The organism is Bowmanella yangjiangensis, from assembly GCF_018531185.1.
Lineage (GTDB): Bacteria > Pseudomonadota > Gammaproteobacteria > Enterobacterales > Alteromonadaceae > Bowmanella > Bowmanella yangjiangensis.
Map to the genome: position 1 here is coordinate 462,444 of NZ_JAHDJU010000001.1, position 12,813 is coordinate 475,256.

Annotated in this window: 9 protein-coding genes; 5 read left to right on the forward strand and 4 right to left on the reverse strand. The window is 49.6% G+C overall.

Annotation, left to right across the window (positions count from 1 at the left end):
* Positions 1 to 40: 40 nt before the first annotated feature.
* Together KJY73_RS02180 and KJY73_RS02185 are read right to left on the reverse strand one after the other, a co-directional pair.
* The gene (locus tag KJY73_RS02180; RefSeq protein ID WP_214339881.1) at positions 41 to 2,374 is read right to left on the reverse strand and encodes a fatty acid cis/trans isomerase; all 2,334 of its coding nucleotides are present in this window, start codon (positions 2,372 to 2,374) and stop codon (positions 41 to 43) included.
* Between the two features lie 112 nt (positions 2,375 to 2,486).
* Complete coding sequence (locus tag KJY73_RS02185) at positions 2,487 to 2,855, reverse strand: hypothetical protein (protein ID WP_214339886.1); 369 nt, start codon at positions 2,853 to 2,855, stop codon at positions 2,487 to 2,489.
* Positions 2,856 to 3,000: 145 nt separating this feature from the next.
* On the opposite strand from KJY73_RS02185, the gene KJY73_RS02190 reads away from it, so the two are divergent.
* A complete protein-coding gene (locus KJY73_RS02190) occupies positions 3,001 to 4,344 on the forward strand; it encodes a serine hydrolase domain-containing protein (RefSeq protein ID WP_214339887.1) in 1,344 nt (447 codons plus the stop codon).
* On the opposite strand, the gene KJY73_RS02195 is transcribed toward KJY73_RS02190, so the two are convergent.
* A complete protein-coding gene (locus KJY73_RS02195) occupies positions 4,341 to 7,265 on the reverse strand; it encodes a ligand-binding sensor domain-containing protein (RefSeq protein WP_214339889.1) in 2,925 nt (974 codons plus the stop codon). The genes KJY73_RS02190 and KJY73_RS02195 overlap by 4 nt on opposite strands.
* Positions 7,266 to 7,556: 291 nt before the next feature.
* Between KJY73_RS02195 and pyrC the strand changes: the two genes are divergently transcribed.
* The 3 genes from pyrC (at position 7,557) to KJY73_RS02210 (ending at position 10,374) form a co-directional block, all read left to right on the forward strand.
* Entirely contained in the window at positions 7,557 to 8,588 is a 1,032-nt protein-coding gene (gene pyrC / locus KJY73_RS02200; RefSeq protein WP_214339897.1) for a dihydroorotase, read from the forward strand.
* A gap of 31 nt (positions 8,589 to 8,619) precedes the next feature.
* The gene (locus KJY73_RS02205) at positions 8,620 to 9,441 is read left to right on the forward strand and encodes a substrate-binding periplasmic protein (RefSeq protein ID WP_214339898.1); all 822 of its coding nucleotides are present in this window, start codon (positions 8,620 to 8,622) and stop codon (positions 9,439 to 9,441) included.
* Positions 9,442 to 9,633: 192 nt separating this feature from the next.
* A complete protein-coding gene (locus KJY73_RS02210; RefSeq protein ID WP_214343192.1) occupies positions 9,634 to 10,374 on the forward strand; it encodes a PEP-CTERM sorting domain-containing protein in 741 nt (246 codons plus the stop codon).
* Between the two features lie 28 nt (positions 10,375 to 10,402).
* On the opposite strand, the gene KJY73_RS02215 is transcribed toward KJY73_RS02210, so the two are convergent.
* Positions 10,403 to 11,257 carry an ion transporter gene (locus tag KJY73_RS02215; RefSeq protein ID WP_214339899.1) on the reverse strand — a complete coding sequence of 285 codons (855 nt, stop codon included), beginning with the start codon at positions 11,255 to 11,257 and terminating at the stop codon, positions 10,403 to 10,405.
* A gap of 140 nt (positions 11,258 to 11,397) precedes the next feature.
* Between KJY73_RS02215 and dbpA the strand changes: the two genes are divergently transcribed.
* Positions 11,398 to 12,774, forward strand: coding sequence for an ATP-dependent RNA helicase DbpA (gene dbpA, locus KJY73_RS02220; RefSeq protein ID WP_214339901.1), 1,377 nt, complete (start codon positions 11,398 to 11,400; stop codon positions 12,772 to 12,774).
* Positions 12,775 to 12,813 lie beyond the last annotated feature (39 nt).

A 12,813-nucleotide genomic window follows, 5' to 3' on the forward strand; every position in this document is an offset into this window, starting at 1 on the left:
TCCCTTAATCCCTTATGCCAAACCGCAGCCACGCTGCGGTTTACAGATTTTTATACCTATTGATGTCCAATACACCCGCTTCCAACGGTTGTTGCTGCAAATGCCAGGCTTGAACGGCCTCTAGCACCTGCCAGAATCTGGGGTGTGTGCGTCGTATGCCAAACGCATGCACAACCTGCTCAAAGTCTTCATCTGTTTTTACCCCTTTCATTGCTTCCAACCATAACGACAGGCTCTGGGCAGGTAAATCGAAAATAAAGTTTGGGTAGCTGCCAAGCAGACCAGGATAAAGCGTCAGACTATCGCGTTCTTCCTGATGACGCAGCGATTCGCCGAGCATAAAGGCAACGTTGGAATGTGCACGGTTTCGCAATAGGCTGTAAAGAGTCTGCTCCTGATCCTTGTGAACTCGCAGCAGAGTCACTTCTGGCAGCCAATGCAGCGCTGGTGTGGTACTCAGACGCCAGTTACTGAGTTCAGCCAGTTGCTGATCCGCTTGTTGGATCCAGGGCGACTGACCCGAACGCGCGCAGACACCTTGCTGACAGCGGTTGAGCGGATCCTGCTCAAAGGTATTGATGTCGGCAAATTGGTCTAACAACATCTGACCCAGTTCTGTATAGGGTTTATCAGTCTCATATTGCACAGTTGCGGGGCTTTGGCTGTCCATGGGTGCATAGCTGAACTTGCGTTTGAGCAATCCGGTACCTTGGTACCACTGTTCAAGATAGTGCTGGCGACGTTGCGGCGGCAGCAGACGCAATAGATTTTGTTCTGAGCCATTACGAATCAAGTCAAAATACAAACGGGTTTGTAACTGATGGGCGAGATTGCCAAATACATCAAAATTCACCACCAGTTCATAGTAAGTGCGTTCCAGCAGGGGATAGTCCATCCACCAGATGGTCTGCGGTAACTTGCCGAACAGTCCACGCTGCACCGATGCGCTGTCATGATGCCGGAAGATAGTCAGTAGTGCGTTGCTGTTAAAGCCCTCTCCATCCCAGATGTGCTCAAGTGCCGCTCCCTTTGGCGCATATTGGCGATAAGCTTCAGTGCGAAGCTCAGCATAACGATTGCGTTTGTCTTGATAGGTAAACCAGTTTGTTCCTGCTTCCAGTAAGTCGTCGTCCTGGCCCGGCAAACCCAGCAAGGGAGCCGCTTTTTCCGCATATTCTGGATGAGTAATAAAAAGATCGTGCTCGGGGGATTGGAAAAGTGTCCAGAAGTGATCGCGTATCACGTCGGTGGCTATTTGGCCACGGCATACCGGGCCTCGGATAAAGGTACGAACAAAGTACTCTGCGTTATCCAGCATAAACTGATAGCGGGCTTTGGCTGGTATAGCGGCAAAGGTAATAAAAGGGTTGGCTCTGGCGTGATAAGCGTAGTCCGGCAATTGCTCAGCATGCCAGTCATTAGCAAAAAACAGTGATTCAATGCGTTCGCGCTTCGCCTCATCGAGCAACAAGGCTATATGGCGTTTGTGTACTAAGGTGTCATCTATCGCCTTTAAGCGGTAATAAATAGCCCCTTCGTAGGGCCCGTTAGGCTGTGCCGTTGCAATAGGTTGAATAGGTTGTCCTGGCGGTGTGCTGGAGCGCAGCAGGGTAAAAAAACGCGTTTTCTGCCCTTGGTCGGCAAAATACAGATGCGCCAGGAACAGATGTTCATAAAGCCAGCGTGCAACGAGTTGTCTCTCTTTACTGCTTTGGTTGAGGTAGCTTTCCCATTGCTGAATTTGCTCGGCGTCAGCCTGACTGATTGACCTTGGCTTAGTATTTAAAGGTGCGCCTTGCTCAAGCCAGGCTGCCAATTTGGCATACTCCTGATCGCTCAGTGCGGCCATGCCCAGTGGCATCCCTTCCTGCGGATGCTGCTTGGCATAGGTGTCAAACTGGTCGTTAGTCGGGCACTGATTTTGCCGCGTGATGCCAAGTTCAATGTTATCCGGTAGCTTGCTGTTGGGAGGAAAGGGGTGTTTTTTGCCTAGCTGTAGCATTTTGTATAAGAGTGACTGGCCTTGTTCATCTTCATTCAGCACCGAATGAAAACCTAACTCGCGCCACTGTTGCTCCGTATGCGCATCAATGCCTAGCCGCGTCGGTCTTTGCGCTTCACTACGTGTACCGTTATACACTTCCTGATGATGGGCTCCTCGCAGTAATCCTTGTGCAGACTCGAATTTGAGCTGGCAAGGCGCATCAAAACACCCGTGACAAGCCAGGCAACGGCTATCCAGAATGGGTTTAATATCCTGTTCAAATGAAACGCTTTGAGGAATAGGGGGGGGCAGGGGGTGAGGCTCCGGGGCCTGACGGCATGCCACGGCTGCGAAAATCGTCAGGATCCCAACCAAAATATGTGCTTTCATCCATTCCCTCCCACTGCTGGCAGTCATTCTAAGCACGTTAGTTAGTATTGGGTCAATGCATTAAGATGACGAGCAAAATGCGCCTGGCTCTTGATGTATGTCGGGGTGCTAGTTATTGATGCAGCCAGGCCAGTGCTTCTTCTTTATCTTCGAAGTTCTTCAGAACATAGCCTTGCTCTTCGGCGAACTCTTCGATCAAATCGTGCTTAAACTCTGACAAGGTAACCAGTCTGGCCACGCGCATTTTACGCAGCAGAGGATCTATGTGCTGAAACACTTGCATGACGGTGCTGCTGTCATAATTCAGATATAGGTTAGTAACATCAATCAGAAGTTTGTGGCATTGATGTTTTTCTGCAGCCGCTGTCGCTTGATCGTAGACATGTTGAACGTTGTCGGCTTGAGCTGAACCTTCAGCAATAACCCAAATGACAGATAAAACCGGATCATAGTGGCAGGTGAAATGGAATGGTCCGGTCATTGGCGTACTCGATACGTGAATTCCATCCAGTATCAAATAAGCAAGGGGAAATATCCAGCAAAAAAACGGCCTTTGCAGGAGATGGAGGCATTGCTTTAGATGGCGAGAAAATACAGGATTAGAGGTGATTAAGCAGGAGCATTTTATGAAAAAAATAGGCGTGGCATTATTGCTGTTAGGCGGATTAGTTGCCTCTTCACCTGCATGGTTGGGATTTGGCTTATGGCGTTTGCCCGACGCTGTGGATGTGGTGGTCAGTATGGGGGCCAAGTTGGGGTGTTCCGGCCATTTCATCAGTGGATTTGAGGATCAGCGTATTTTATCCGATTTGGCTTCCTACTCGCCGGCCAATGGTCTGTTGACCTTAACTTACACTGCCAACACCGCAACGGCGGACTTGCTGGGAATAAGTCAGGCCAGTGCAACTTATCGGCCCGGCTTGGGTTGTACACTAGATATTGGCAACACACATGGTCTGGAAGGGTTACAGGGTGCACCCACTGATCTGGCGAACAACAATGCGGCGATACCTGTTAGCATTCGTCCTGCCTGGCAGGCCAGTTTGGATTCGCTGCTAGCCCAGGACAATCAACAGGGGCTGGATACCAGAGCGCTGCTGGTGGTGAAGGATGGGCAGATAATCGCTGAGAGTTATGGGCCCGGTGTGTCGGATTCCACACCTTTACTTGGCTGGTCTATGGGCAAAAGTGTCACAGCGATGCTATTGGGTAGAATGCAAACTCTGGGCGCAGTAAAAATCAATCAGAATGCCTTGTTTAGTGATTGGCAAAACGATGCGCGTGCGGGTATTCGCCTTGAAAATATGCTGCAGATGACCAGCGGTCTGGGATTTGATGAAACATACGCCCCCGGCACGGATGCCACAAAAATGTTGTTTGGTGCTCATGCGGCGGCGCAGTTACCGCTGCTTAGCTCGGCAGCTTACAAAGCCGGTTCTTACTTCGACTATTCATCCGGCACCACTAACCTGCTGATGCGCTATATGCGTGATCAGCTTGGCAGTGAGCAAGCTTTGCTGGACACGCTTTATCAGCAGTTAGCCGCACCGCTGGGACTGACGACCTTAGTGATTGAGCCGGATCCCAGCGGGGTGCTAGTCGGTAGCTCTTACATTTATGCCAGCGGGCGTGACTGGGCGGGACTGGGAAACTTGATGCTGGCTGAAGGGGTTTGGCAGGGCAAGACCCTGCTGTCTGCCGATTGGGTACAGCGCGCGCAGCAGCCCAATCGAAGTGACAACGATCGCAGATATGGTTATCAATTTTGGTTAAATGCTGCTGATAGAGAAGACAAGTCAAGCTGGCGATGGCAGCAACTGCCGGCTGATGCCTACGCCATGTTGGGCAACCGCAAACAGGTGGTGATGATCATTCCGTCGCTGGATATGGTTTTTGTGCGGTTGGGCTGGAGCAAGCAGGAATATCCGACAGAACAGAATATCCTGCAATTGCTCACCACAGAATCCTAACTTTCTACACTGCTGGTATGGCTATTGCGAGCCGGTAAATCGGCCTGCCACAGTTGAACCTGGTTACGGCCGTTTTCTTTAGCGTGATACAACGCCTGATCGGCCAGTACCAAAGTGCGATGATGGTTGCCGGTATCATCGCAGCGCTTTAGTCCGGCGCTGATAGTGACGTTCAAGCCTGGCGCGATATGGTTGAAGTCGGTGGCTTCTACTTGCTGACGGATACGTTCGCAGATGTTTACCGCAGTTGACTCGTCCACATCTTTGATGATCAGTGAAAACTCTTCTCCGCCCCAGCGAGCGGCGTGATCGCCTGGTCGTGTATTGCGTGTGATAATTCTTCCTACTTCACGCAGTACCTGGTCGCCAGTGTCGTGGGACCAGGTGTCATTAATGCGTTTAAAGTGATCGATATCCAGAATCGCCACATAAGCCAACACATTGCGGTTGTTATGGCGGCCGAGGTTTTTCAGAAAGCTGTCAAAGGAGCGACGGTTTTCCAGCCCGGTTAATTGATCCTGTAATGAGAGCCGCTCAAAACGCTGCGCTTGTTCTTGCAGTGCCTGAGTTTGTTCCTGAACGCGCCGCTTAAGCTGCTCGGATTGATGCTTTAGGATATGCTCTCTAGTACGGATGACGATAAACAGCAGGGCTATGGCCAACATCAGGGTGATAGCGAAGACATCTTTTCGTTGCCAGAATGCCGGTGCAATACTGAATGCTTTGCGTAGCTTACCTACACCTTTTCCTTCCTCGGAAGTGGGGTAGGTAGCCTCTACTTCAAATACGTAATCGCCGGGTGGCAAATTAGTATATTCGGCAATATTATTGTTATTTCGCTCCACCCAGGTTTTATCAAACCCCATCAACCGCGTTTTGTATTGAATGGTCTGCGGCATAATGTAGCCCAATGCAACAAATTCAAAACTGATTCTGTTGGTGTGGGCCGGCAACTGGCTTGGTAGGTTCGATGTCATGTTCACGCCATCCACTTCTACCCGCTCCAGTTGCATGGGCAGGTTGGAAGGATTCATGCGCCTGATATTGGCAGGGCGGGTTCTGACAATTCCTTTTGCAGTAGCAACCCAAATATCACCATCTGGGTCTTTGGCAATGGCCGGGCTGGTGGTGCCGTTAGCCTGAAAACTCTGCATTCCATCGCCATCAGCAAATACCCGGTATTCGACTTTTCCCGTTTTCCCATCAGCCACCGTGTTGGCAGCCTCAAGTGGTAGCCTCACAATACCAAGGTTTGACGTCAACCAAAGATATTCCTGATTGTCTTCGGCAACTTGCCAGAATTTGTCGATGGGCAAACCTTGTTGGCGACCAATTAATCGGGTTTGACCATCTTCATAACGATAACGAATCAGCCCCCTGTCGGTAGCCATCCACATATAACGACCTTCTTTACCAGGGTAGAAGCCGTAAACAGAACGAGCCTGATCATGTTGGGTAATGTCAATGTTGACGATTTGTCCCCCCCGGATAACCTGGGCGCTCATTTCGGTGCCTATCCAGATTTCGCCGCCGGGCCCTTCGTTGATAGCCATAGTGTATTCATCGGTCAGGCCTTTTTGTTTATCAAAATGGCTTAGCTGGCCGTCTACCAAATGACTTAATCCTCGGGTAGTACCAATCCAGATGCTGTTATCTGAGGCCACAAATAATGAACGTATGTGGTTCGCCAGCAGGCCTTGCTCGGTACCCATTTGTTGAATCTTGCCGGTGGTTTTACTCAGCATCAGCAGACCATGGCTGTAAGTACCAATTAGATAACTATCTGCATTTTCTGCCAGACTCAGAACGGAAGGTACATCGTTATTAGGCAGTGGCAATGATACTGTGTTGACATCTCCCTCAGATATACGGGAGAGCCCATTGCTGGTGCCAACCAACAAGGCCTTATCTTTAGTAGCCAGTACTGTGCGAACATAGTCGCCGACTAATCCACTTTTAGTGCTGATGGTGGTGAAGTTGGCTTTTCTGAGCCTGACCAGGCCCCCATTTGTGCCAATCCAAATACTGCCTTCTCTGTCCTGAAACAAGGCTTTGATACGGCTGTCAGGCAGACCTTCATACACGCCTTTGTGATCAAGACGCCCTTTATAGAGCCGGTATAAGCCATGATTGATGGTGCCAACCCATAAAGCATCCTGATTGTCGATGAGGATCTGACTGACGCCATGAGAGATTGATTCATGATGAAAGGCGGCGAAGCCATTTTCTGTCTGGCGATAAATACCGGTTTCTGATGCCACAAGCAGTCGTGCTTCTCTATCCTCGGCAAGACTAACCACAGGTAGCTGGGGGATATCTTCATGCAGATGAAATGCTTGTCCATCAAAATAAGCCAAACCTGCAGTAGTACCCACCCATAGTTGCCCATCCGTACTTTCAAGCAGTGCCTTAATGCTCAATGAGGGTAAGCCGGCGGGGATGCCAAAGTGGGTGATCTCGCCATTAACATCTTGGACAAACAAGCCTTGATTATTAGTGGCAATCCATAAATTTTGCTTGTGATCGACTAAGACCTGGTTGATGCGCGCATCCAATTGCGGCATGGCGTGCCAGTCACGTTCGGCGTAACGGGCAAAACTGCCTCTGGAACCTGCAACTAACAGTTCGCCCTGACTATTGACGGCCAGTGTACGAATGCCCGAATCGCGCAAGTGGGTGTCTTTACCCCAACCGAAATGTTTGAATTGCCGACCGTTGTAGCGAACAACCCCTTCCCAGGTGGCAAACCAGATGTAACCGTCGGGAGTTTGGGTAATGCTATTGACGCTGTTGTGTGGCAATCCATCCTGAGTGGTCCAGGTTTCGACAAAATAATCACGCAGTGGCTCCGCACAGGCAAACTGGGCGGCACCCATCGCCGTCAGTATCAATAGCAGCGCCAGTAGCGGACGTAAATACATCAACATTACTCCTTGTTGTATCGCGCGGACCCTATCAATTCAGTTGTAGCCACTGATTATGAGTCGGTTATAAGCCGACCAATTTGGCCCGGCAGTCACTTGAGTTTGTTACTTTTGCGTCAGGATGCACAAAAAAAGTTCTGCGCAGTCTACTATTTACGCGGATGTGCTGTCACGGCAAGCATTAAAATTATGTGATTTTGCTCAACACCAGCACAACCAGTTCTGGCATAATGAACTGGTACATTAGGTTTAGTACATGCAGCGTAACAGGATAAGACAGAGGATTTCATGACAGAATTGAGCATCACTACTCCAGACGATTGGCATTTGCATTTTCGCGATGGCGACATCTTAAGAGAAACCGTTCCTGCTACCGCACGCTGCTTCCATCGGGCTATTGTCATGCCCAACCTGGTGCCACCTGTGACCAATGCCGAGATGCTGGTGGCCTATCGTCAACGTATCTTGGACGCCAGACCTGCTGAGAGTAGTTTTGAGCCGTTGATGACCCTTTATTTAACCAATCAAACCAGCGCCGAGGATATTCGAGCCGCCAAAGCCGCTGGCGCGGTTGCTGCCAAGCTTTATCCCGCTGGTGCCACGACTAACTCAGACGCCGCCGTGTCGGCCTTAGATGCATTATTTCCTATTTTTGCTGAGATGGCAGAACAGGGCATGTTGCTCTTGGTACATGGTGAAGTAACTGATGCGGAAATTGATATTTTTGACCGTGAAAAAGTGTTTATTGACCGTCACCTGCAGCGAATTGTCGCCAACTTCCCGCAACTGAAAGTGGTGTTGGAACATATTACAACAGCTGATGCGGCGCAGTTCGTTAGTGGCGCATCGGATAATGTTGCCGCGACTATTACCCCTCAGCACCTGATGCTCAATCGTAACCATTTGTTGGTTGGCGGTATTCGCCCACACAACTATTGTTTACCGGTTCTGAAGCGCAGCACTCATCAGCAGGCCTTGCGAGATGTCGTAGCTTCTGGGTCAAACAAATTCTTCCTGGGAACAGACTCCGCGCCTCACGAGAAGCATCGTAAGGAGTCCGCTTGTGGTTGTGCCGGTTGCTACAGTGCCTGGAGTGCAATTGAATTGTATGCTCAGGTATTTGAAGAGTTGGGCTGCCTGGACAAGTTGGAAGGTTTTGCCAGCCATTATGGTGCCGATTTTTATGGTCTGCCGCGCAATAACGGCACTATTACGCTGGTAAGAGAGCCTTGGCAGATTCCAGAACAGATTACTTTACCTAATGGGAACCCAATTGTTCCTTTCCACGCCGGGCAGTTGGTCAATTGGAAGTTAAAGTAGCTTAGTCAGTTAACGCAAGCGGAGCAGGACTTTGAAACAGGGATGGTTATTAGCGGTAGGATTAATGGTCTGCAACCTGGGGTGGGCAAGGGATGAGTCCCTGGCGATTTTAACCCACCCCGAACCGCCATTTGTTTTTACTAACACGCAAGGAGAGCTGGACGGCTATGCGGTACAATTGGTGCGGGCAATTCAGGAGCAAGCGAATAGTCATGCGCCTATCTTATTACATCCTTGGGCGCGCGTATATTTACGCGCCAGTACCGAACCCAATCTGATGGTGTTCTCCATGGTGCGTAATGCAGACCGTGAGGAGAATTTCCATTGGATAACCCCCATCACCCGCAATCCTCATGGTTTGTTTGCTAAAAAATCCACCAAGAAAGCTATCCATTCCCTGACCGATCTGGCTGCCCTGCCTGCTGTTGGTGTGCAACGGGGGGATTTTCGTGAACAACTGATGATCGATGCCGGGCTGGAAAATATTGTGTCTTACACTACTTGGGAGCAGGCAATGGGGGCGCTTCTCAAAGATAGAGTCAATGCCCTGTTTTTCTCCGCTGCTGGCATTAGTTATTTCTGTATGCAGATGCAAGAGGACTGCAGTGATATTGTCAATATTTATCAGCATCAGGTCGAAACCACCTATCTTGCAATGTCAAAGCATGGCACCGGCCTTGAAGACGTTCGGCAATGGCAGGCGGCAGCGCAACGTTACAAGGAAAGTCAGGCATTCAGACTTTTAGCAGACTACTGGCTTAATCGTTATCGTCAGGAGTTTGGATTTACTCTGGAGCTGCAGGCCGACACTATGTATTTTGCTCAGTTCAGAGAAGCTGTTTTGTGGCGTTAAGCTGTTCTTTTAGCGATTATTTAATCCCGATCTGTTTGTACTCGCAATCGCCTGTAAATTTATTGACACAAAGTGTCTATAAATTTTACAGCGAAGAGGCTGGGTGATTGTAATTTTTTGATTTTCAAGAGGTTTAATTCTGGCCTGAATTTTGTAGGAGCGCATGGTCGTAAATAAATTGCAGGAAGTAGTATGAAACATTGGATCCGTATATTAGTTGTCGGTACCACCCTGTTGGCAAGCGCCGTTAGCCAGGCATCATTAGTGAATTTATCCACCTGGCAAGCAGAGGGAAGCGGCTTATGGATAACGAGTTCTGACGGCACATCCGCTTATCAAACTTCTAACTCACCCACCTCAATACTGCATAACAATACTGCCAGTCAGGGAATGCTTTTTACCGGTCAGTTCGGTGTGGCTACCAGCAGCGATGATGATTTTTTTGGTTTTGTTTTGGGCTACGATAGTGGCGATCTCACCTCTGCCAGTGCCGATTATCTATTGATTGACTGGAAGCAAAATTCTCAATCCGCATTCGGTGGTCAATCTAAACGAGGCTTATCAATATCAAGGGTTTCTGGTGTTGCCACCGATGCTAACCTTTGGTTGCACAGCGGTAGCGTTACTGAATTACAAAGAGCCGCTGTTCGTGGAAATAGCGGTTGGGGTGATAATCAATTCTACAATTTTGAACTGTTGTTTACCGCTAACCTGGTCGAACTGACAATCAATGGTGTAAAAGAGATCTCCTTAGCTGGCAGTTTCAATAACGGTGGTGTTGGCTTTTATAGTCAAAGCCAGGAGCATGCAACCTATAGAAATCTTACTTCAACGGTTCTGCAACCTGTTACAGGTCAGGTACCTGAACCGTCGAGCCTGGCTATATTGGCATTGATGCTGGTGGGTCTGAGCGTCAGCCGTCGCAATGCCTGAAAGTACGTTGGCTTAAGAAAAAGCGGCATTAGATGCCGCTTTTTTTATCTGTTTTGTTCGCCGCATCCAACTTGTCGGCCAGCGTCTGCAACTGCTGCTGCAGCATTTTAATGTCTTCTTTGCTGGCAGGGGCCGATTCTGGATGACGGCTGACATCCTCCTCGTGCATAACCTGCATGGCATCCACAATAATACCGATAAATAGATTCAGCACCGCAAAACTGGTGATGATGATAAATGGCACAAAGAATAGCCATGACCAGGGGAAAAGCTCCATGGTGGGGCGCACAATGCCCATAGACCAGCTTTCCAGTGTCATGACCTGGAACAGGGTATAAGCCGATGCGCCGATACTACCAAACCATTCCTGCATATTGGCATCAGGATGCGTACCAAACAGCTTAGTGACCAGCACCGCTGAAACATAGAAAATAATCCCTAGTACACCAACCACAGAGGCCATACCTGGTAAAGAATGACCTAGTGCGCCTATCACGCGACGCATTTGCGGTACCACTGAGAATAAACGCAGCACCCTTAATATTCTGAAGGCACGCAATACGGCCAGCGGTCCGCTGGTTGGCAACCAGGAAACCAGCACGATAATTAAGTCAAACCAGTTCCAGCCTGAACGGAAAAATTGCTGCCTGTAGGCGAAGAGTTTGAGACTCAGCTCCAGAGTAAATACGCATAGAATAATGCCGTCCAGCCAATGTAAGGCGCGGATATTGGCCTGTCCAAATGCAGTCGTTTCCAACCCCAGGGTTACTGCATTGAGTAAAATCAAAGCAATAATGCTGTTGCTAAACCATGGCTGCTCAAGCAAACGCTGCACGGCGGAGGTAGAGGGGGAGCTTGTTTGTGTTGATGGCTGGGAATGCATGAATTTTATCTGGTTACCGATGGACGAGCCTAAAGTGAGGGCGGCGTGCTGAATTACAAGACGGTCGGTGGAATTAATACAATTTGTATCAGCAGGATAAGGTAAACTAGCGGTCGTTTTGATTGCTTTGGTTAGAGTAAATGAGTAACGCGTTTTCCACATTATCATTACCCGCCGCTATGCAGGATACTCTGCTGGCTTTGGGATATGCCAATATGACGGCTATTCAGGCAGCCAGTCTGCCTTGCATACTTACCGGGCAAGATGTGACCGCCCAGGCCAGTACCGGCAGTGGAAAAACCGTGGCATTCAGTATCGGTTTGCTTTGCCGACTCGAACCTGGTTCGTCCTCGACCCAGGCCTTGGTGCTTTGTCCCACCCGGGAGCTGGCCGAGCAGGTTTGTGGTGAAATCCGCAAGTTGGCCAAGTTTTTAGACAATATCAAAGTGCTGCCTTTGTATGGCGGCGTACCTATGGCCGGTCAAATCGCATCATTGCAACATGGCGCACAGATTGTAGTAGGCACACCCGGGCGGGTGCTCGACCATGTACGTCGGGGTAATCTGAATCTGAGCAAGGTGAATACCCTGGTATTGGATGAAGCCGACCGTATGTTGGATATGGGTTTTGCTGACGACCTGGATGCGTTGGTGCGTTCAACGCCATCAAGCCGCCAGACGTTACTGTTTTCCGCCACTTACCCCGAAGGGATAGAGCGAATTAGCCGTAGCTTGCAGAAACAGCCGCAGCGTATTCAGGTAGAAACGCTACATAGTCAGGACAAGATCACCCAGTTTTTCTATGAAGTCAGCGAAGATAAGCGTTTGCACGCATTGCGCTGTTTACTTACGCATTTTGAACCTGAAGCCACTATTGTTTTCTGCAATACCAAAGCCGAGTGTCAGCTAGTAGCTGATGATTTGCAGGAGAAAGGCTTTAGCGCATTGGCACTGCATGGTGATCTCGAGCAGCGGCAACGCCAGGAAGTGCTTCTGCAATTTGCCCAGCGCAGTTTAAATGTTCTGGTCGCAACCGACGTTGCGGCTCGGGGGCTGGATATTAAAGATGTGGATGCAGTGATTAATTATCACCTGGCCAGTGATGCTGATACGCACATTCATCGCATTGGCCGCACTGGTCGTGCTGAGAATAAGGGACTGGCACTGACCCTTTGCTCTCCTCAGGAAGCGTCGCGCGCCGCTATGGTTGAAGAGTCTCAGCAGCAGGCTATCACCTGGGCGGATATCGAACGAGTTCGATACAATGGCCGTGCTATTAAGGAACCGGCATTCCGTACTATTTGTATAGACGGTGGTCGCAAGGATAAGCTGCGAGCCGGAGATATCCTGGGTGCCCTCACCAAAGATGGTGGCATTGAAGGAGCGGATGTTGGGCAGATTAACCTGTTCGATAATCAAACCTACGTGGCAATCAAAGCGCGCAGCGTTAAACGTAGCTTGGCTTATCTTCGAGAAGGGAAAATCAAAGGTCGACGGTATCGCGCGAAAAAGCTCTGAGCCTAAATAACCTCTCTATAGTGCTGATAGTGCCTTATC

What these genes read in the sequence shown, in the direction of transcription:
- KJY73_RS02180 (WP_214339881.1), bottom strand. Translation starts at nt 2,374, where the DNA reads ATGAAAGCACATATTTTGGTTGGGATCCTGACGATTTTCGCAGCCGTG.
- KJY73_RS02185 (WP_214339886.1), bottom strand. Translation starts at nt 2,855, where the DNA reads ATGACCGGACCATTCCATTTCACCTGCCACTATGATCCGGTTTTATCT.
- KJY73_RS02190 (WP_214339887.1), top strand. Translation starts at nt 3,001, where the DNA reads ATGAAAAAAATAGGCGTGGCATTATTGCTGTTAGGCGGATTAGTTGCC.
- KJY73_RS02195 (WP_214339889.1), bottom strand. Translation starts at nt 7,265, where the DNA reads ATGTATTTACGTCCGCTACTGGCGCTGCTATTGATACTGACGGCGATG.
- pyrC (WP_214339897.1), top strand. Translation starts at nt 7,557, where the DNA reads ATGACAGAATTGAGCATCACTACTCCAGACGATTGGCATTTGCATTTT.
- KJY73_RS02210 (WP_214343192.1), top strand. Translation starts at nt 9,634, where the DNA reads ATGAAACATTGGATCCGTATATTAGTTGTCGGTACCACCCTGTTGGCA.
- KJY73_RS02215 (WP_214339899.1), bottom strand. Translation starts at nt 11,257, where the DNA reads ATGCATTCCCAGCCATCAACACAAACAAGCTCCCCCTCTACCTCCGCC.
- dbpA (WP_214339901.1), top strand. Translation starts at nt 11,398, where the DNA reads ATGAGTAACGCGTTTTCCACATTATCATTACCCGCCGCTATGCAGGAT.